Raw genomic sequence first — 19,856 nt, 5'->3', positions numbered from 1 at the left:
TGCAACAACTCGCCTATGACATGAAGTCGTTCGGCCTGATCGCGCGCAACAACCAGCAGGCCCTGGCTGACGTGCCCAGGAAGATGGACGATGCGATCCTTCCGACGCTCACCTTCAACGACAAGGTCTCGCTGCCGATCGGCGGCGAAGAGTTCGTGCTGACCCACGCGCGTGGCGAAACGGAGGACCAGCTATGGGTGTCCGTCCCATCGCGCAAGCTGGTCGTCACCGCGGATTATTATCAGAATTTCCTGCCCAACGCGGGCAACGGCAAACGCCGGCAGCGCTATCCTGATCAATGGGCCAAGGCACTGCGGGATATGGCGGCGCTCAAGCCGGAACGGATGCTGCCAATGCATGGCGCCGCCCTCGCGGACGCAGCGGACATCAAAGATCGCCTGGTGGCACATGCGGACATCCTTGACAGCATAACGACGCAGGTGGTCGACGGACTGAATGCCGGCCTGCGGCGCGACCAGGCCGTCGAGCGGGTGCGCCTTGCGCCCGCACTGGCGGAGCGTGACGATGCGCGCGAGGACTATGTGTCGGTCAAGGACGTTGCGCGCATGGTGGCCCAGCAGTATGGCGGGTGGTGGGACGATATGCCATCGCACTGGAATCCGGCGCCAGTGGCGGACGAAGCGCGTGAAGTCGCTGCGCTGGCCGGCGGCGCGCGCAAGCTGGTGCAGCGCGCCAGGGCCATCGTCAAGGCGAATCCGGCGCTGGCCGCGCAGCTAGCCGATTGGGCCTGGCTGGCCGCGCCCGATGACGCGGTTGTGCTCAAGGGCGTGCTCGACGTGTATGGCGGGCGCATCGGCCCCGACACGACCACGCAGGAAGCGCTGGTCTATCGCGAGCACATGATTCGCCTGAAAATGCGAATCGCGGAACTTGCAAGGAAGTGACAAGAACCCGCTTCGGCGGGTTTTTTTGCGCCTTCCTGGCCTCATCGGAACCGACGACTGTTGTAAATTGAACCAAAGATAGCATGCGGACTGATGTGTGTACTAGAATATGCCGATTGATGCGCCGCACCATTGCGTACCGGTGCCACACGATCGAAGGTCCAACATGCAAAACCAGATGATTGATGCTGATCTCCCCAGTGACGGGCTTGGGCGCGATGGCGCCCGCGCCTTGCGTCTCATCGAGCGGATCGAGAGCAGGTATGGCTTGGCGCCATCCCGGTGTTGCGGTGCAGCACATTCCGTTGTCGCGTCTAACGATAGTCTGGCTGCGGGGCATTCACCGCCCAAGGTGGAGGTGCTGGTCAATGACGCATTGCTTGCCAAGATATTCCAGTGCGAGCGAGCCGAGGAAGACCTGCGCAACTCGAAGAAGAAGCTTCACGACCTGCTGGCGCATCACCGGCTTATCAAGGAAGAGGAGCGCAAGCGCATCTCCCGCGAGATCCATGACACGCTGGGGCAAAACCTGCTGGCGCTCAGGCTGGATATCTCGACCCTGCACGTGCGCAGCTCAAGCCGCCATCCCCGCCTTCACAAGTGGGTTGGTTCCGCGCTCGACAATCTAGACGGCACCATCAAGTCCGTCCGCGCCCTCATTGCCGACTTGCGGCCGTTCCAGCTCGACCTTGGCCTGGAAGCGGCGGTCGAGTGGGAACTGATCAAGTTCACCCGCACCAGCGGTATCGCCTGCAATCTGGCGAAGGAAGGGAAGATGGAGGCGGACACCATGACGGATGAGCAGACACTGACGCTCTACCGAACCCTGCAAGAGTGCCTCAGCAACGTCTCCAGGCATTCCCAGGCCACGAAGGTCGACGTGGTCATCGGCATGGCGCCGGGCGAATTCTGGATGAGCGTGTCCGACAATGGCATCGGTTTCGATCCCGGCGCACCGCGCAAGGCCGGTAGTTTCGGGATGCTGGGAATCGGGGAGCGCGTCTCGGCACTGGACGGCGAAGTATCGGTCAGCAGCGCCCATTCGCAAGGGACAACCGTCACCATCAGCGTGCCCATCGCTTCGCGCTAATCGACGCGGGGCGCGCGGTCTGCCCGGCCCCAACGGGATTCCAGATGATCTCCGACAAAGACTTTCCTGACACTCCCCCCATTCCGCCGTCGCTGCGCTTGCGTGCGGGCGAGGCCAGCCACGACGGCCAGGTGGGCAATGTCCTATCGAGCCTGGAGATTGTCAGCAAGCTCTTGCAGGTACAGGAGACTGTCGCGCCTGGATCCGACGTGCAATTCGTGCACAGGCAATTCAAGGCGGGTGAACAGGTGACCGCCGTAGGACAGGCTTTCGACAACTTGCACGTCGTCGCCGGCGGTTTCCTCAAGACGGCGATTCCGGACGAGCTCGGCGCCGAGCAGGTCCTGGCCTTTCCGATGAAGGGAGACCTGGTCGGGGCCGACGCGATTCATGGCGGCACGCACACCACATGGACGGTAGCGCTGTCGGATTGCGACCTCGTGGAACTGCCTTTTGCAAAGCTCGTTTGCCTTGGGCGCGACCATCCCGGGTTCGCGCACGGCTTGTTTGGCGTGATCAGCAGGGAGTACCTGCGCAGGAGGGGAATGATCAGTGCGCGCGGCTTCCTGAAGACCGAAGCGCGGCTCGCACGCTTCCTCGTTACGCTGGCCGCCCGCTACGGTGCGATGGGGTATTCCGACAAGGTCTTCAACTTGCAGATGTCGCGCCAGGAGATTGGCAGCTATCTCGGCATCAAGCAGGAGACCTTGAGCCGCATCTTTTCCGCGTTCGATGAAATGGGCCTGATCACCGTCGACCAGCGCTGCATCACCATCCACGACGCCGCTACCCTCAAGATCTTGCGCGGCCTCCAGCCATCGGTGCATACCCGCAAGCCTGCCAGGGACAGCCGCTCTGCGGGCGGCGCCGATGAGCCGATTGTCCGGATTGCCGTTTAGGGATTCCACCCCGTTACAGCGGTATCACGAACGGCGCCGGGGCGCCGGCTTCCCTTCCTCCACATTTCCGCATTCCACGATACCAATATTCGCTGCGCCGCAGCAAAAATATATTCAATCTGGGTATTTGGGTTGGTCTGGAATTAGATATGGCGGTCATAAATTCGTGGTGACCACCATATATATACAACTTTTCAGGCGAGTGTCTCCATTTTGCAAAACCCGATTATCCAGTTGATCGTTTGGTTAATCTCAAACATTGGGATATTGGTCTGACTAATATGGCCACATGGTTTTTCGACTGGCGTCAATATTTTGGCTATTAATGCCAGTTGTGCACTAGTTTAACGCGGATACGGAATGCTGCACCAAACTGGACACGACTGCATCATTATTTAATTCCTGGAAATACACCGATCCCAATGTGGGCGGCGGGATGGCTGGCGAACCGTCCGGATACAAGAAGAATGGTAAAGGGGAATAGCGATGGATATGAGCGAAAGTGTGGTCGTGAAGTTGCGGGATGCATTCACCCAGGTGGAATCCGACGGCAGCCTGGACGAGTGCCTGCGACAGCTGTCCGCCCTTGCCGGGCACGTTCTCAGCGCCAAGGTTTGCACCATTTTACTGCTGAGTGAAGACGAGGTGCGGGAGGCTGGACTGAGCTTCGGCGCCGAATTCGGATCCATTCCGGACCCGTCCAGGAAAGTCCGGAAACCGGCCCTGCGCCAGGTAATCAGCACCGAGTCCACCCGGCACAGGGACGAACCGGGAGACAAAACCATGGATAACATGATTTCCACAATTGTTCTTCGTGGCAAGATTATCGGCATCATCCAGGTTTGCCAGCCCCAGCAGCAGAGCTGTTTCAGCAAGGACGACTTGCAGCTCTTCAGTATTCTTACGCCCCTGATTACCAAGTCGATCCAGGTGGTCCAGTTGCAGAATATTTTGAAATCGCGTTTTACCCAGATAGCGCTGGAGAAATCGGGGGATGCGACTATCCGTGAATTGATATCAGGGGTGGCTCCCAATCCGAACCAGATTGCGCGGATATTGGCAAAATCCTTTTACCGCGAAATGCTGAGTGCAGGCTTTAATTTCAACCAGATTATATATGCTGCTACCGAAGTTATATCCGAACTGACTGCGAGTGTGCGCAAACATAGTAACAGCCGGAAACATCGGCAGCAGGACAGGGGTGATGGCGGGCCGATTCTCCTGGAAGCGCCGGGACCGGCGGATAGCGCTCCGGGGCTCCGGGAAGGTGAACCTACGCCGCATTGAGCAAGCCTGCCGAAGGTTATTGTGTGAATATGAGGTGGATGCCATGGACGCAGGATTCGTCATCGGAACCGAACCGCCAATCGAGGAAGTCCTCATATATGAAGACGGACGGCTAATCTATTCCGCATCGCAGCATCAAAACCGGCTTGAAGGCGGGGATCATGCGCATGATATGGTTCCGGCCACCCCGCTCGGCGCAATCCTGGGCGAATATGGCGGCGGCCTGTATCGCGGTGCCGGCGGCGCGCCGCTCGAACCCCTGCAGCGCCGCTTCGAAGTCATTGCGCAGACCAATCCCGCGGCTTGCGCCGTCAAGTGCAACGGTACCTGCCTGACGTACGGCGAACTGGACGCACAGGCCGACCAACTGGCGCTTTTCCTGCAGCAGGGCGGATTGCGCCCGGGCGGCTTTTGCCTGCTCAGCCTGGAGCCGTCGCTGGCGCTGGTGCGGGCCATCCTGGCCGTACTGAAAGCGGGCGCCGCCTGCCTGCAGTTCGACCCGCGACTTTCCCACGAATGCGCGGCGGCAGCGTTGGAAGCATTCCGGCCCGCCATCCTGTTCACGCGCCGCGGGGCGCTACCCTGGGCCGGCGCCGGCATCCGCACGGTCCCTTGCGACGAAGATGCGGCCGACCTGCCGTTTGGCTGGCCGGACGAAATCCCGGTACACGCTGCAATGCCGGTCCAGGCGCTGGCGACGGCGAGCGGCCGCGGCCTGTGCCTGTTCGTGCGCACCCACGGTGCGGTGGCCTGCCGCATCGAGGCGATGTGCGGCGCCGGCCCGCCCAGCGCGCTTGCATTCGACCTGGCCGGCTTCCTGCGGCCCCTGTCGGTAGGCGCGCCGCTGAACGTGGCGCCCCCCGATTCGCGGTGCTGAACGGCGCCCAGGACAGCGCGCTACCCCATACGGCAACAAAACGTGGAGCTCGTCATGAAATCACCCCGCACACCGTCGCCCGCAGTCATTGCTCTGAGCCCGCAACACCGCATGTCGCCGCAGATCGCCATCGGCGCTTGCCGCGCCGGCGGGCTAGGCTTGCTTGACCTCGGCATCCGCGGGCTGGATCCGCAGGCGAAGCAGGCTGTGGCCGAACTGGCCCGCGCGAACGGAACGGCAAAGAGCTGGGGCCTGCGCTGCGACCTGTTCGACGACGCCTGTACCACGCTGAGCAGCCTCGGAAAGCGGGTCGGGCTGGCGGGGCAGGCGCCGGTCCTGTTGCTGGCGGGAGTCCGGCCTGGGGAGCTGCAGCTGGCCTGCGGCCTTGCGCGCGGCCTGGCGCGTACCGTCTACCTCGAAGTGGGCAGCCTGCGCGAAGCGCTCGACGCCCAGCGTGCCGGCTACGATGGCCTGGTCGCGAAGGGCAATGAGGCGGGCGGGCGCGTCGGCCAGCGCTCGGCCTTCATGCTGGCCCAGGAGTTTGCCGGCAAGCTGAAGATCCCGTACTGGATCCAGGGCGGTATCGGCGTGCACAGTGCGGCCGCCGTGGTGTTGTCGGGCGCGGCAGGCGTCGTGCTGTGCGAGCAGCTGTGGCTGACGGCGGAGGCCCCTGCGGCCACCGGCGGCGCCGGCTGGGCCATGCTGGACGGCAGCGAGACCGCGCTGGCCGGCGCCCCCGACACGCCTTACCGCTGCTTCAGCCGCTCCGGCCGTGCCAAGTTGCGCGAACTCGAGCTGGCAGTGGCGCGCGCGGGGCCGGCGACTGGCAGGCTTGCTGCTGGCAATCTTGTTCGACCAGACGACGGCGTGCTGGCATGCCGGCCAGGATATCGCGTCGCCGGGCCGTATGGCCAAGGTGGGTGTACGTGGGACGCATCGTTGACGGCCGTCGCGAGTGGCATAGCAAGCGGCCTGGCCGCAGGCTGCTGCCCAACTCCTCCCTTCGCGCTGGCCGCCACTGGCAGCGCGGCGCATGTACATACAACTCGCTTCCGTATCGCGCGAGGGCGCGATGTCCCGCGTCAGCGGACGTCGCACCGTGTCGCGGCCGCGCCTCGCCGGGGAGGGCGGACTTGCCCATCGTCGCGCTGGCCGTGATGCGCGGACCGGAGATCGGCACGATGCTGTGGGCGACCCGCGACTGATGGCGAGCTCCCTGGGGGTGGCATCCTCGGCTTCATGCCGCTCGAACTCGTCAGCGAGCAGCCTGGCCGTCTCTGCGCGAGGTCATGGCGCCGTTCGCCATCATCTCCGGCGGCGTCCAGGCTCGCGCGCGGCGAGCTGGAGAATACTGGGCATTCGCCACTTATCTTCCATGGTGCCGTGCCGTTTGGCTTGAACGGCTTCCTTCGACGCCCGGCGGCGCCGTTCGTCTTCGAAGGCAGCGATATGCGGCGGCAAGCGAGGCCCCGCCGCGACCAGCTTCATCCCTGTGGCAGCAGGCGGTCCGGACATCCTTGCCCACGCCGGCAGTCAAGGAACCGGAATCGGTGCAGGTGATGTTTCGGCAGGCGGCACCATCGATGCGCTGTGGGCGGCCCATGGTCGCGGTGCTGGCCGCGCCGCTGGTCGCTCACGCGGGATGAAGGTCGGCGTCCTGATGGGAACCGCCTACCTGTTCACGTCGCGAGATTCGGTCGAAAGCGGCGCGATCGTCGAGGAGTCCGCGCCAGGCGGTGGAGCTGCGAGGAAACCCTTGCTACAGTCGCGTCGGCATCTACACGCGGTGCGCCAAGACCGATTTCTGCGACGAAGTTTCGATCGCTGCTTGCGCGAACTGATCGTCGCAGCAAGTTCGAATGAAGAACGCTGAATGAGGCGCTCGGCTGATGAACATCGGGCGCTGCGTCATTGCTCAGAAGGGAATCACCGTAACAGCGATCGCGAATACGTCGCCTGGCGAGCGCTATGTGCAGGGTCGCGACGATGGTGCGCGGCGCGAGGGGCTGGTACATGCTGGGCGAACGTGGGCCGGCTGCGCCAAAGCGCCTGCAGCATGGCCGAGCTGCATGGCGCGGTTTCGGTCGACAGCATGGCGCTGCTGCGGCGGCGCCTGGTGCACGCCCCGGCTTCCACGCGCCCGGCGGCGAGCGAGGATATCGCCATCGTCGGCATGGCCTGCAACTTCCCGTGTGCGCAAGGGCTGCGCGAGTACTGGCAGAACATCATCGGCGGCGTCGATGCGATCCGCGAAGTCAGCGACGACCGCTGGTCCTCCGAACTGCTGTTCGACCCGGCGCGCGGCCCCGACAAGGTGTATTCGAAGTGGGGCGGCTTTTTGGACGACATCGCGTTCGACCCGCAGCGGTATGGCATCACGCCGGCCAGCCTGGCGTCGATCGAGCCGGTCCAGCTGCTGGCGCTGGAGGTGGCGCGGCAGGCGCTGGAAGACGCCGCCTTCGACCGGCGTCCGTTCGCGCGCGAACGCACCGCCTGCATCATGGCCGTGGGCGGGATGAGCGACCTGGGCACCATCTACAATTTCCGCACCCTGCTGCCGCAATACCTGGCAAAGCTGGATGGACTGCCTGAGGCGACAAGGCGCCAGATGGTCGACACGCTGTTCGAACACGAGCTGCCGAAGTGGACCGAGGATACCTTCCCCGGCATCCTTGGCAATGTCGTGTCGGGCCGGATCGCCAACCGGCTCGACCTTGGCGGCGCCAACTTCACCGTCGATGCCGCCTGCGCCGCATCGCTCGCTGCGGTGGAGGTCGGGGTCAAACAGCTGCGCAGCCGCGACGCCGACGTCGCCCTGGTCGGCGGCGTCGACTGCACCAACAGCCCGATCGGCTTCATGTGCTTCGCGCAGACCCACGCGCTGTCGCCGCGGGGGCGCTCGCGCCCGTTTGACGCAAGCGCCGACGGCATCGCGATCAGCGAAGGCGTTGGCGCCCTGGTGCTGAAGCGCCTGTCGGACGCGGAGCGCGACGGCGACCGCATCTACGCCCTGCTCAAGGGCATCGGCAGCGCCAGCGACGGCCGCAACCGCAGCCTGACGGCGCCGCACCCGCCGGGCCAGGTCAGGGCGCTGGAGCGCGCCTATGCCGACGCCGGCGTCGATCCGTCCAGCGTCACGCTGATCGAAGCGCACGGCACCGGCACCGCGCTGGGCGACAAGTCCGAACTGGCGGCGCTGCGCACCGTGCTGGGCGAGTCGGACGCCCCGGCGTGCGCGATCGGCTCCGTCAAATCGATGATCGGCCACACTAAAGTCGCGGCCGGCATGGCAGGCATGATCAAGGCAGCGCTGGCGTTGCAGCACAAGGTGCTGCCGCCGACCATCGGCGTCGACCAGCCGGCGGCGGCGTTCGAGGACGGCCGCACGCCCTTGTACATCAACAGCGAGGTGCGTCCGTGGCTGCACCTGGACCGTCCGCACCCGCGCTACTGCGGGGTCAGCGCCTTCGGCTTCGGCGGCACCAACTTCCACGCCGTGCTGGCCGAATATCCCGGCGCCTACCGGACTGCGGACGACGCCAGCCTGCAGCCGCGCGGCGTCGAGCTGTTCGCGTTCGCCGGCGCCACCCGCGGCGAGATCGAGGGCGCCATCCGCAAGCTGCTGCAAGGCCTGGAGCAGGGGCCGCAGCCTGGCTTGGCCCAGCTTGCGTTCTCGCTGTTCCGCGAACAGCACCTGATCCGCCGCGCCAACGGCGGCCAGCCTTGCCGGCTGGTGCTGGGGGCGGCGACGCCTGCCGACCTGGAACAGAAACTGCGGCGTGCCTTGGCCCTGCTGGGCGAGGGCGGCGCCATCTTCCAGGCGCCGGGACTGCATTACCGCGAAAGCGTGGGCGCCGTTGGCGGCGTGTGTTTCATGTTCCCTGGCCAGGGTGCGCAGCGGGTCAACATGCTGCGCGAGCTGGTGACCGGCATGCCGGAGCTGCACCAGTGCTTTGCCCAGGACGGACGCAACGGACAAGACGTGCCCCGCATCGCCGGCTACATCTATCCGCAGCCCGTATTCAGCGACGCCGCCCGCGCCGAACAGCAGCAGGCGTTGAATGCGACCGAGGTCGCACAACCGGCGCTCGGCATGGCCTGCATGGCGGCCTACGACGTGCTGGCCAGCTATGGCCTGCAGCCTGATTTCGTGGCCGGCCACAGTTATGGCGAGTATCCGGCGCTGTGCGCCGCCGGCGCCATCAGCCGCGGGGACCTGCTGCGCCTGTCGCTAGCGCGCGGCCGCCTGTCCGCCCAGGCCCCGGCCGGCGCCATGGCGGCGCTCGACGTCGACGGCGCCCGCGCCGAAGCGGCCATCGCGCGCCACGGGCTGGCCGTCAGCATCGCCAACCTGAACGCGCCGGATCAGACCATCATCGCCGGCCCCGCCGAGGCGATCGAGGCCGCGCAGGCGCCGCTGTCGCAAGAGGGCATGCGCTTCAAGCGGCTGCCGGTCGGGGTGGCTTTCCATTGCGCCGGGATGGCCCCGGTACGCGATGCACTGGCGGCGGAACTGGCAAAGGTGAAGTTCGCTGCGCCGCAGGTGCCAGTGTATGCCAACCTGACGGCGGCGCCTTACCCGGCCGGCGAGGGCAAGGTGCGCGCGCTGCTGGCGCGCCACATCGCCGCGCCGGTGCGCTTCGCCGCCGAGATCGAGGCCCTGTACGAGGCCGGAGCCCGTGTATTCGTCGAGTGCGGCCCGGGACTGACGCTGACCGGCCTGGTCGGCCGCGTGCTGGGCCAGCGCCCGCACACTGCGCTGGCGATCGACGCCCCCGGCCGCGACGGCTGGGTGCAGCTGGCGCAATTGCTGGCCCAGGCCGAGGCGGCCGGGCTGGCGCTGAACCTGGAGCCTTGGTTCGCCGGCCGCGGCCTGGCTGACCTCAGCCTCGACGAGGTGTTCGCCCAGGCGCGCCAGCGCACGCAGCATGGGCCCCTGGTCTGGCGCGTCAACGGTGGCCGCGCGCTGCCGTGGGCCGCGCCGGAGCGTCCGGACCAGCCGCCCCGGGCGGCGGAGCTGTCCTTGCACCGGATTCCCGCGCCGGCAACCGCGGACACTTCCCCCGCCGTGCACGCCTTCGAGGCCGTGCCGCCGGCGCCACCCGAACCGCCCACCTACTTCAGGAGAACGAGCATGAGAACCGATGAACCAGTCCCGGACGACTTGCGGCTTCAAGAGGCCAGCCCGTCCGCCTTCGCCGGTCCGGCGTCCGAGGGCGAGCTGGCGCAGATCCAGCTTGGCCTGGCGCGCCTGCTCGACTTCCAGTCGGAACAGCAGCGCACTCTGCGTCATTTCGTCGACTTCCAGGCCCAGCTGGCCGGGATGGCGGTCGGGCGCCAGGCGCCCGCCGTGGCGCGGATGGCGGCCGTTCCGGCGCTCGCTGCCGTCCCGGCGCCGGCTGCCCTGGCTGCGGCCGCGCCGCGCAAGCCGGTCAAGGCGCCGGTGCTGCCGCAACTTCCGGCCAGCACCGCCGCGCAGGACAGCGCGCCCCAAGCCGGGACCGCGCATCCCCCAGGCGCGCCGATCCAGTTGCACCCCCCGGCTCGCCCGCCGGCTCCTGCTATGGCGGCGCCTGTGGCTCCGGCTGCGGCGCCGGCCGCGGCGGCGGACGTGGCGCCCGCGTCGGCGGCCTCGTTCAAGAGCGAGCTGCTGCAGGCCGTGTCGGCGCGCACCGGCTATCCGGTCGACATGCTCGACATGGATGCCCACATGGAAGCGGACCTCGGAATCGATTCGATCAAGCGCATCGAGATTTTCAGCGGCCTGACGCAGCGCCACAGCCTGGTGGGCGAGCGCGACGAGGAAAAGATGATCGAGGAGCTGTCCGGCTTCAAGACCCTGAACGAGGTCGTGGCCTGGTACGAGGAACTGCTGCTGCCGGCGGCAGCCGCCGGCGCGGGAGGGTCCCTGCCAAAAAAAGCGCCGGCTCCACTTTCTCGGCTGGATGAGGAAGTGGAGCCGTGCGACCCGGGTGCGCTCAACGATCCGGTGCAGGCGTACGTGGTGCAGGCGCTCGCAGCAAGTCTCGACGAGCACGCCGCCGCGGCAGGATGGGCGCCGCGCCATCCGGTGGCCCTGGTTGGCAAACCATCAGCGCTGGCTACCGCATTGCGCGAGCAGTTGAAGGCCAGGGGAAGCGAGGTGCTGCAGCTGGTGCCGGGCCCGTTCACCCGCGCGGTCGGCGACGGACAGTACGAAGTCGACTTTTCTTCGCTCGACTCCGTGCTTCCGCTGGCCGACCTGCTCGGCGCCGGCCAGCAGCCGGTCGGCGCGCTGATCAACCTGATGGGACGCGCCGGCGACAGCGCGGTGCGCCATCGCCACGACGCCCGCGCCCTGTTCCTGCTGCTGAAGGTGCTGGGCCCTGACCTGAAGCGCAGCGCCGAAGTCGGGGAGGGCGTGCTGGTCAACCTGACTGCTTTCGATGGGCGTTTCGGCCTGGGCGGGCCGAGCTCGATCGATGCAGGCAGCGCCGGCACGCTCGGGGTTGCGAAGTCGGCGGCGCGCGAATGGGGCGCGCTGCGCGTCAAGTGCATCGACGCAGCACCTGGGCTGGAACCGGCCTGGCTGGCCGGGCAGGTACTCAGGGAACTGGCCAGCGGCGACACGGCGGTCGAAGTCGGCTACAGCGAACAAGGACGCTGCCAGATCGTCCTGCAGCCGCGCGCGATCGGGCCTGGCGAGCTGTCCGGCCTGGCGCTGGGGCCCGGCTCCGTTCTGCTGGTGACCGGCGGCGCCTATGGCATCACCGCCGAGGTCACGCTGACGCTGGCCGAGAAGTACCATCCGCGCCTGGTGCTGGCCGGGCGCAGCGCGCTGCCCGGGGCCGAAGCGGAACTGACCCGCGGCGTGGACGGCGTTGCCGAACTGCGCCAGCTGCTGACGGCGGAGCTGCGCCAGCGCAATGGCAAAGCGACGCCGGTGCAGGTGGACACCGAGCTGAAACGCGTGCTGAAGGAGCGCGAAATCCGCGCCAACCTGGATGCGATGCGCGCGGCCGGCTGCGAGGTCGAGTACCACTGCGTCGACGTGCGCGACGGCGACGCGTTCGGCGCACTGATCGACGATGTCTATGCGCGCCTCGGCCGCATCGACGGCGTGCTGCACGGGGCCGGCGTGATCAGCGACAAGCTCATTGCGAGCAAGCCGGTCGAGGCCTTCGACGCCGTGTTCGACACCAAGGTGTTGCCGGCGCTGGTGCTGGCGGAAAAGCTGCGCATGTCGGAACTGCGCTTCCTCGCCTTGTTCTCGTCGGTGGCCGGCCGGTTCGGCAACATCGGCCAGGCCGACTACAGCGCCGCCAACGAAGTGCTCAACAAGCTGGCCGGCCAGCTTAGCCATGCCTGGCCCCACCTGCACGCCGTCGCCATCAACTGGGGGCCGTGGGATGCGGGCATGGTCAGCGAAGACCTGCGCAAGCTGTATGCCGCGCGCGAGATCCGCCCGATCGCGCCGGCGGAAGGACGGCGCCACTTCCTGGACGAACTCGAACACGGCCCGCGCGGCCAGCCCGAGATCGTGATTTCTTCCAGTATCCGGCAGATCGCCGCACTGCAACTGGGACGCTGACATTCCACCGAAAGAAAGGGAGCATTCCGATGAGCACCTACAACAACCCCGTCCTGGTCAATTTTACGCCGGCCCAGGTGGCCAAACCGGTCGCCCAGGGGCTGGCCCTGAAAGTCTCCGCCTACGGGCTGGCGCGCGGCTACTGCAAGCAGTATGGCATCGACAACAAGGAGGCAAGGAGCGACGTGCTGGCCGAGATCCAGCGCCGCTTCGACAAGTACGCTGTGTCGGCCGGCCAGATCAGGCAGCGCCAGCTGGTGTTCTTCCCGCGCCTGCGCGACATCCGCATCGCCGACGGCGAATTGGTGCTGGCCGAGCCCAAGCAGGAACACCTGCGCATGTTCGCCAGCGCCGAGGACACCAAAGGTTCCGATCTGAAGGCGCGCCATGCCAGTTACGGCAAGGTGGTGGGCGACTGCCTGGCCGACATGTACCAGAACGTCGAGACCGCGCCCGACGACCTGATCCATGTTACCTGTTCCGGCTATCTCGCCCCCAGCCCGGTGGAGCGGATGGTGGCGCAGAAGGAGTGGTTCGACACCACGGTGACCCACAGCTACCACATGGGATGCTACGGCGCCTTCCCCGCCATCAAGATGGCGCACGGCTTCCTGTCGTCGTCGCACAGCGGGGTCACGCCGCTCAAGGAGCGGGTCGACATCGTGCATACCGAGCTGCTGTCGGGCCACCACAACATCGAGGATTTCGGGATCGAGAACATCATCACGATGACGCTGTTTGCCGATGGCTTCATCAAGTACTCCGTCTGCTCGGACGCCTATGTGCGCGAGCATGGCCTGCACGGCCTGCGCATCCTCGCCTTCAAGGAACACCTGTTGCCCGATTCGGCCGACGACATGACCTGGGTGCCGGCCGCGCACCAGTTCCAGATGACCTTGTCGGTGATGGTGCCGGTCGTGATCAAGCGCCACGTGTACGCCTTCGTGGTGGGGCTGGTAGGCGCGATCGGCATCGATTTCGAGCGCCAGAAGGATGCGCTGATGTTCGCGATCCATCCGGGCGGGCCGAAGATCGTCGAGCACATCCAGGATGAACTGGGCTTGCGCGACGAGCAGGTCGCCATCAGCAAATCGGTATTCCTCGACAACGGCAACATGTCGTCCGCCACGGTGCCGCACATCATGAAGGGCATCGTCGAGGAAAAGTCGGTATTGCCGGGGACGCGGGTGGTCTGCCTGGGCTTTGGGCCTGGCCTGACCGTGACCGGTCTCGTGCTGGAGAAAATATGATGGCCCACGCGAACAAGCTGCTGGCGCCGGGCGCGCAGCCCCTGGTCGGCCGGATGTACGAGGCGGAAGCGGCCAGCGAACCTGCCCCGGCCGCCAGGGCGCCTGCGGCGGCCATCCCGATGATTGCGCCGCGTCCGTCAGTGGCGCCGGTGCTGCCGTTCGTCGGCGAGGTGACGGCCTGCCAGCGCGGCGCCAGCATCAGTATCGTGCGCCGGCTGGCCCACGATGCCGACCTGTTCCTGGCCGACCACAACTTCGTGCACGCGCCCGGGGTAAAGCCATTGGCCGACTGCTTCCCCGTGGTGCCGATGACGGTAAGCCTGGAAATCATGGCCGAAGCCGCGGCCTGCCTCGCTCCGGGCTACGGCCTGGTGGGTTTCGAGGACGTCACGGCACGGCGCTGGATCGCCGTGGCCGGCAGCGCCCAGCTGGCGCTGCGCATCGAGGCGCGGCTGGACGGGCTGGACCTGCAGCAGGGCGAGGCGCGCATCGCCGTGCAGGTGTTCGCCGGCGATGAAAACGATGCCTCGATCGGCGCCACCGTGCTGTTCGGTTCGCACTATGCGGACCCGCCTGCGCCCGGGCCTGCGCCGATGGCCGGCGGCGCCGTGCACGACGCCTCCGGCCTGTATGCAGCCCGCCACCTGTTCCACGGCCCGTGCTTCCAAACGCTGGCGGGCCAGGTCCGGGTCGGCCCGCAAGGCGCCGGCGCGCATTTGCTGGTCAAGCCGGCGCATGGCATGTTCGCCGCGCAGCCCGATCCGCAGCTGCTGGCCGATCCGGCGCTGCTCGATGCGGTCGGCCAGCTGATGGCGCTGTGGTCGATGGAGCAGGGCCAGGCCGCGTTCCCGGTCGGCCTTGCCCGCATGGACCTGTACTGCGCCACGCCGGCGCCGGGCACGCTGGTGCCGATACGGATGGACATCACCGGCCAGCAGCTGACGGTGGCCAGCGGCGACGTCGAGATCGGCGATGGCGCCGGCGGCGTGTGGATGCGCATCAGCGGCTGGAAGTCCTGGCGGTTCAAATGGGCGCGGCAACTGGTGGACTTCCAGCGCCAGCCTGCGCGCTACCTGCTGAGCGATGCGCAGGCCCTGCCAGGGGCATCCGGCGGGCTGGTGTGCCAGCACCTGACGGCGCAGCGGGTCGCGATGTTCGACCTTGCGTTGCTGGCGCGGCACTACCTGCACGGCAGCGAGATGCCGGCGTTCGACGCCAAGAAGTCGGCGCCCGCGCGCCAGCGCGAGTGGCTGCTGGGACGCGTCGCCGCCAAGGATGCGGCGCGCTGCTGGAGCGGTACGCAGATGCATCCGGCCGCCTTCGGCATCGAGTATGACGGCGCCGGGCAGCCACGGGTGGCGTCCTGGCCCGCCGGGCTCGCGGCCCCCTGCATCAGCATTGCGCATTGCGGCGAGCATGCCATCGCGGTAGCCAGCGCAGGGCCTGCCGGGATCGACATCGAAAAAATCGCCGCGCGCGACGAGCATTGCGTCGCCAGTTTCACCAGCCCCCTCGAACGGGCCCTGCTGGCCGGCATGGAGGGTGGCGCGCGCGACGCCTGGATCACGCGCCTGTGGTGTGCCAAGGAGGCGCTGGGCAAACGGCTGGGCACCGGCGTCGACCACGCGCCCAGCCGGTTCGAGGCGCGCTCGCTGGCGCCCGATTGCAGCCTGCGGATGCGCCACCATCCCAGCAATGCCGAGTGCCGCATCGTGACCACGCAGCTCGGAGACTGCATCATCGCGCTCGATGCCGGAGCGGCCAGCTAGTCCTTTACCCAAGTGGAGAAAAGCCATGACAATATCGTCCGCCGCACCCTTGCTCGAGATGGTCGGTGTCAGCAAGCACTACATGATGGGAGAGAGCCGGATCGACGCCCTGAAGGCGGTCGACGTGGCGATCATGCCCGGCGAATTCGTGGCCGTCTGGGGGCCGTCCGGATCCGGCAAGTCGACCTTCTGCAACCTGGTCGGGCTGCTCGACGCGCCATCCTCCGGCAGCGTGCACTTCCAGGGCCAGGATGCGGCGCTCCTGTCGGACGACCAGCGCAGCGGCCTGCGCAACCGCGCGATCGGCTTCATCTTCCAGGGCTTTAACCTGATCCCGGTCTTGTCGGCGCTGGAGAACGTCATGCTGCCGCTGCAGGTGGGACATGCCGGCGCGCGCGCGGCCGCGGACGCCGCCCGCAAGCGCTTGGCCGAAGTCGGCCTTGCCAGCCACCTGGCGCACCGGCCGGCCAAGCTGTCGGGAGGGCAGCAGCAGCGGGTGGCGATCGCGCGCGCGCTGATCGGCTCGCCGGCGCTGGTAGTGGCCGACGAGCCGACCGCCAACCTCGATTCGGACAACGCGCTCAAGGTCATCTCCCTGATGCGCGAGATCAGCAAGAGCGAAGGCACGGCATTCGTCTTTTCGACCCACGACGAGCGGCTGCTAGAACGGGTCGACCGCCGCATCATGCTGCACGACGGCGCCATGACCGAAGACCGCCGCCATGCGCCCGCCGCCGCTTCCCAATGGGTGAAGCTATGCTGACCTGGGCAAGGCTCGCGGTCAGGAACCTGTTCCGCAACGCACGCCGCTCCTTTTTCACGATCGCGGCGATCGCGCTCGGCTTCCTTGCAGTGAACGTGCTGGGCGGCTTCACCGCCTACATCTTCACCAACCTGCAGGACAGCTATATCTACGCCGAAGCCAATGGCCACATGACCATCTTCAAATCCGGCTTCCTCGACAAGGGCAAGCTCGACCCGACCCGCTACATGATGGGCGAGGACGAGCAGGCCAAGGTGCGCGAGGTGCTGGAACGCCATCCCGAGGTGCTGGTGAGCACTCCGCAGCTGCAGATTTCCGGCTTGCTCAGCAATGGCCAGGTATCGACCATCTTCATCGCCTCGGGCCGGGTGCCGTCGGACGTCGAGGCCATCGGCATGCAGGCGGCCGAAGGCAGCAAGCGGGTCAGGCTGTACGACGGCAGGCCGCTGTCCGACGTGATCGGCCACGGCATTGGCGTCAGCCACGGGCTGGCCAAGGCGCTCAGCCTGGAGCTGGGCGCGACCGGCGTGGCGATGGCGCCCACGGTGGCGGGCCAGATCAATGCGCTCGACGTCGAGCTGTTCCAGCTGATCGACGCCCCGGTCGAGGCGCTGGAAGACAAGCTGGCGCTGGTGCCGCTCAAGTTCGCCCAGGAGCTGTACGACACCACCGGCGTGGACCGCATCACCGTCCTGCTCGACAGCACCGCACGGACCGACGCGATGCGCGCGCTGCTGGCGGCCGAGCTGAAGCAGGCAGGGCTCAACCTGGAGATCAAGACCTGGAACGAACTGTCGCCGTTCTACACCAAGGTCAAGAAGATGTTCGACGTGATCTTCCTGATCAGTTTCCTGATCGTGTTCACGATCGTGGTGATGAGCGTGGTGAACACTTTCACGATGGCGGTGATGGAACGCACGCGCGAAATCGGCACCCTGCGCGCCCTCGGCGTGAAGCGGCGCGGCATCGTGATCCTGTTTTCGCTGGAAAGCGTGGTGCTGGGCGGCTTCGGCTCGCTGCTCGGCGTGGCGCTGACCCTGCTGGTGGTCTACCTGGTGGGCTGGCTGCAGCCAAGTTGGATACCGCCCCAGATCGCGCGCAGGGTGCCGCTGCAGATCCACCTGGTGCCGGCCTACTGGCTGTTCAGCACGCTGCTCCTGCTGCTGCTGTCGATGCTGTCGGCCATCGTCCCCGCGCGCAGGGCGGCGCGCATGCCGATCACGAATGCGCTGGGCTACGCCTGAGGCGACGAAAGGAAACCGACATGCGACACCTGCTGATATCGGCCGCGCTGCTGCTGGTCCTGCTCCTGGCCCTGCTGATGCCGCGCGGCGCCGCGGCGATCCCGTCCGCCGAGGCCATCCTGAAGGCGGCCGACGAGGCGCGCGGCAACGTCAGGGGCCTGTCCTGGGAAGTGACGATCGAATCGATGGCCGACGAAAGAGTGACCGGTACCCTCGTGTACGACATCAAGGCGCGCTCCTTCAATGTGGCGGGCATCAGCCTCGCACCGCCCAAGTACCGGGGCAACAAGATCCTCATGCTGAACACCAGCATGTGGTTCTACAAGCAGGGCCTGAGCAAGCCGGTGCCGGTCTCGATGCGGCAGAAGCTGATGGGCGACGCCGCCTATGGCGACATCGCTTCGACCAACTACGCCGAGCATTACCTTGCCACGTCCCTCCCGGACGCCGTGGTGAACGGCGAGGACTGCCATGTGTTCGACCTCAAGGCCAGGGCCGAAAAGGTGACCTACGACCGGATCGTGTACTGGGTGTCGAAGAAGCGCCAAGTGGGCGTCAAGGCCGAATACTTCACCGTATCGGGGAAAAAATTCAAGTCGGCGGCGATGGAGTACGGGAACATCGTGCAGATCGACGGCAGGCCGCGTCCCTTCCTGTCGCGCATCGCCATGCATGGCGAACTGCTGGACGGCAGCGTCACCTACCTGAACCTTCGCAATCCGCGCATCGAACCCTTGCCGGATCATGTGTTCGACCTCAACCTGTTCATGCGCTGAGGACGATGCCATGCGAAGCCTGATCCTGATCCTGATGCCGGCGCTGCTTTCCCTGGCCTGTGGCGCGGCCACCGCCGCCGACCCGCCGGAGGCCCCCGCCGGCGCGGGCAGCGGCTTTTATTCGCGCATCAACCTGCTCGGATTCGGGCTGTACCAGGACACTAGGGCGAATAACCTGGCCAACCCTGGCAACCGGCTGGAGATACCGCGCTACCAGGCAGAACTGAACCTGCGTCCCGACTTCAACCTGGATGCGGGCCGCTTCGAATTCGGCCTGAAGCCGCGCTTGCGCATCGCACGCACCAAGGTCGAGCACCGCTTCGGGCGCGAGGTGAACGATACGGTCGACGAGGCATTCATCAACGAGGGCTTCGTGCGCTTTCGCCTGACCGACAGCGTGCTGCTGAATGCGGGCCGGGAAAACCTGCAATGGGGGCCGTCGGCGCTGCTGTCGCCGTCGAATCCCTTCAACGCCAGCAACGGCCGCAACAATCCGAACCTCGAACTGCCCGGGCTCGATTACGCGCGGGCGGTGTTCGTCGCAAGCCCTTCCGTGACCGTGTCGGCCATCGCCAATACCGGAGCGGGCCGCCTCGAACATGCCGGCCCTTACCGCAAGGCCTATGCCGCCAAGCTGGATTACACCGGTGACGGCCATTTCGCTTCGGTGCTGGTGTCGCGCCGCGACGGCGACAGTTACCGCATCGGCGGATTCGCAGGCTGGAATGCCAGCGACGCACTGCTGCTGTACGCCGAGGGCAGCACGGGCGAAGATTCCGGCGCCAGGCGCGACCGCCAGTTGCTGGCCGGCGGCGCGTACACGCTGGAGAGCGGAGCGACCCTTACCGGCGAGCTGTTCGTGAACAATGCCGGCTGCCCCGATGCGCATATCGCCACCTGCATCCAGATGCGCGGCGTGCTGGTGGACGCCTTGCATCCGCTGGTGCGCCGGCGCTACGCGATGCTGCAATACGCGGACACCAAAATCGGCGGCAATGTGAACTTGGTGGTCCGCCTGATCCGGAACCTCGACGACCGCTCCGTGCAGCTGGTCGCCAATGCCGAGTACGAGCTCGGCGAGCACTGGCAACTGTACCTGATTCCCACTTTCTATCACGGCCAGGAGCGGTCCGAGTTCGGCGCCTTGCTGCGCAAGTCGGTCTTCTTCGGCGCCTCCTACACGTTCTAGCCGGCCGCGGGCCGGCGCTGTCACCTTTCGGAGAATTTCATGAAACAGGCCCCCAGTTTCGCCTTCGTTACGATGGGAAGTGGCGACTTCCTCGGTTCCACCGTGCGCGACGTGGCGCTTGCCAATACGCTGCACGCGCGCGGCTACAAGGTCTCGGTCTACTGGATGATGGAGGTGAACGACGACATGCCGGCGCCCGGGATCGTCCAGCGCGTGCTGTGCCATGGAACCCGCTAC

At 66.5% G+C, this 19,856-nt stretch carries 13 protein-coding genes and 1 pseudogene; all 14 read left to right on the top strand.

The window, feature by feature from the left end:
* Positions 1 to 905: alkyl sulfatase dimerization domain-containing protein (locus D3872_RS22045; protein ID WP_274381759.1), on the top strand; the 905-nt coding region annotated here is incomplete at its 5' end.
* 166 nt (positions 906 to 1,071) lie between these two features.
* On the top strand, positions 1,072 to 1,995 hold the full coding sequence (locus tag D3872_RS22040) for a sensor histidine kinase (protein WP_182915893.1): 924 nt from the start codon (positions 1,072 to 1,074) through the stop codon (positions 1,993 to 1,995).
* A gap of 44 nt (positions 1,996 to 2,039) precedes the next feature.
* Positions 2,040 to 2,894 carry a Crp/Fnr family transcriptional regulator gene (locus D3872_RS22035; RefSeq protein WP_119812799.1) on the top strand — a complete coding sequence of 285 codons (855 nt, stop codon included), beginning with the start codon at positions 2,040 to 2,042 and terminating at the stop codon, positions 2,892 to 2,894.
* Positions 2,895 to 3,380: 486 nt separating this feature from the next.
* Positions 3,381 to 4,181, top strand: coding sequence for a GAF domain-containing protein (locus D3872_RS22030; RefSeq protein ID WP_119812798.1), 801 nt, complete (start codon positions 3,381 to 3,383; stop codon positions 4,179 to 4,181).
* Positions 4,182 to 4,353: 172 nt separating this feature from the next.
* Positions 4,354 to 5,058 carry an AMP-binding protein gene (locus D3872_RS22025; protein WP_182915892.1) on the top strand — a complete coding sequence of 235 codons (705 nt, stop codon included), beginning with the start codon at positions 4,354 to 4,356 and terminating at the stop codon, positions 5,056 to 5,058.
* A gap of 54 nt (positions 5,059 to 5,112) precedes the next feature.
* Complete coding sequence (locus D3872_RS26140; protein WP_220476990.1) at positions 5,113 to 6,216, top strand: nitronate monooxygenase; 1,104 nt, start codon at positions 5,113 to 5,115, stop codon at positions 6,214 to 6,216.
* Between the two features lie 898 nt (positions 6,217 to 7,114).
* The gene (locus D3872_RS22020) at positions 7,115 to 12,628 is read left to right on the top strand and encodes a type I polyketide synthase (RefSeq protein ID WP_220476989.1); all 5,514 of its coding nucleotides are present in this window, start codon (positions 7,115 to 7,117) and stop codon (positions 12,626 to 12,628) included.
* A 29-nt stretch (positions 12,629 to 12,657) separates the two neighbouring features.
* Positions 12,658 to 13,878: a 3-oxoacyl-[acyl-carrier-protein] synthase III C-terminal domain-containing protein gene (locus D3872_RS22015; protein ID WP_119812796.1), complete on the top strand. Its 1,221-nt coding sequence runs from the start codon at positions 12,658 to 12,660 to the stop codon at positions 13,876 to 13,878.
* Entirely contained in the window at positions 13,875 to 15,647 is a 1,773-nt protein-coding gene (locus D3872_RS22010; protein WP_119812795.1) for a 4'-phosphopantetheinyl transferase superfamily protein, read from the top strand. Before D3872_RS22015 ends, D3872_RS22010 begins: the two co-directional genes overlap by 4 nt.
* A gap of 25 nt (positions 15,648 to 15,672) precedes the next feature.
* The gene (locus D3872_RS22005) at positions 15,673 to 16,410 is read left to right on the top strand and encodes an ABC transporter ATP-binding protein (protein WP_119812794.1); all 738 of its coding nucleotides are present in this window, start codon (positions 15,673 to 15,675) and stop codon (positions 16,408 to 16,410) included.
* The gene (locus D3872_RS22000; protein ID WP_229459471.1) at positions 16,392 to 17,654 is read left to right on the top strand and encodes an ABC transporter permease; all 1,263 of its coding nucleotides are present in this window, start codon (positions 16,392 to 16,394) and stop codon (positions 17,652 to 17,654) included. Before D3872_RS22005 ends, D3872_RS22000 begins: the two co-directional genes overlap by 19 nt.
* A 20-nt stretch (positions 17,655 to 17,674) precedes the next feature.
* Positions 17,675 to 18,430 carry an outer membrane lipoprotein-sorting protein gene (locus tag D3872_RS21995; protein ID WP_119812792.1) on the top strand — a complete coding sequence of 252 codons (756 nt, stop codon included), beginning with the start codon at positions 17,675 to 17,677 and terminating at the stop codon, positions 18,428 to 18,430.
* A 10-nt stretch (positions 18,431 to 18,440) separates the two neighbouring features.
* Positions 18,441 to 19,619: a hypothetical protein gene (locus tag D3872_RS21990; RefSeq protein WP_119812791.1), complete on the top strand. Its 1,179-nt coding sequence runs from the start codon at positions 18,441 to 18,443 to the stop codon at positions 19,617 to 19,619.
* A gap of 39 nt (positions 19,620 to 19,658) precedes the next feature.
* Positions 19,659 to 19,856: pseudogene (locus tag D3872_RS21985) on the top strand (hypothetical protein); the annotation flags it as partial.

Source organism: Massilia cavernae (assembly GCF_003590855.1).
GTDB classification, from domain to species: domain Bacteria; phylum Pseudomonadota; class Gammaproteobacteria; order Burkholderiales; family Burkholderiaceae_D; genus Telluria_A; species Telluria_A cavernae.
The sequence above is the reverse complement of the archived record's forward strand: the minus strand, read 5'-3'. Positions and strand labels throughout refer to the sequence as shown.

Bases quoted from the DNA above. Each gene is read 5' to 3' on its own strand.
- D3872_RS26140 (WP_220476990.1), top strand. From the start codon at position 5,113: ATGAAATCACCCCGCACACCGTCGCCCGCAGTCATTGCTCTGAGCCCG.
- D3872_RS21995 (WP_119812792.1), top strand. From the start codon at position 17,675: ATGCGACACCTGCTGATATCGGCCGCGCTGCTGCTGGTCCTGCTCCTG.
- D3872_RS21990 (WP_119812791.1), top strand. From the start codon at position 18,441: ATGCGAAGCCTGATCCTGATCCTGATGCCGGCGCTGCTTTCCCTGGCC.
- D3872_RS22010 (WP_119812795.1), top strand. From the start codon at position 13,875: ATGATGGCCCACGCGAACAAGCTGCTGGCGCCGGGCGCGCAGCCCCTG.
- D3872_RS22020 (WP_220476989.1), top strand. From the start codon at position 7,115: ATGGCCGAGCTGCATGGCGCGGTTTCGGTCGACAGCATGGCGCTGCTG.
- D3872_RS22005 (WP_119812794.1), top strand. From the start codon at position 15,673: ATGACAATATCGTCCGCCGCACCCTTGCTCGAGATGGTCGGTGTCAGC.
- D3872_RS22025 (WP_182915892.1), top strand. From the start codon at position 4,354: ATGGTTCCGGCCACCCCGCTCGGCGCAATCCTGGGCGAATATGGCGGC.
- D3872_RS22015 (WP_119812796.1), top strand. From the start codon at position 12,658: ATGAGCACCTACAACAACCCCGTCCTGGTCAATTTTACGCCGGCCCAG.
- D3872_RS22035 (WP_119812799.1), top strand. From the start codon at position 2,040: ATGATCTCCGACAAAGACTTTCCTGACACTCCCCCCATTCCGCCGTCG.
- D3872_RS22040 (WP_182915893.1), top strand. From the start codon at position 1,072: ATGCAAAACCAGATGATTGATGCTGATCTCCCCAGTGACGGGCTTGGG.
- D3872_RS22030 (WP_119812798.1), top strand. From the start codon at position 3,381: ATGGATATGAGCGAAAGTGTGGTCGTGAAGTTGCGGGATGCATTCACC.
- D3872_RS22000 (WP_229459471.1), top strand. From the start codon at position 16,392: ATGGGTGAAGCTATGCTGACCTGGGCAAGGCTCGCGGTCAGGAACCTG.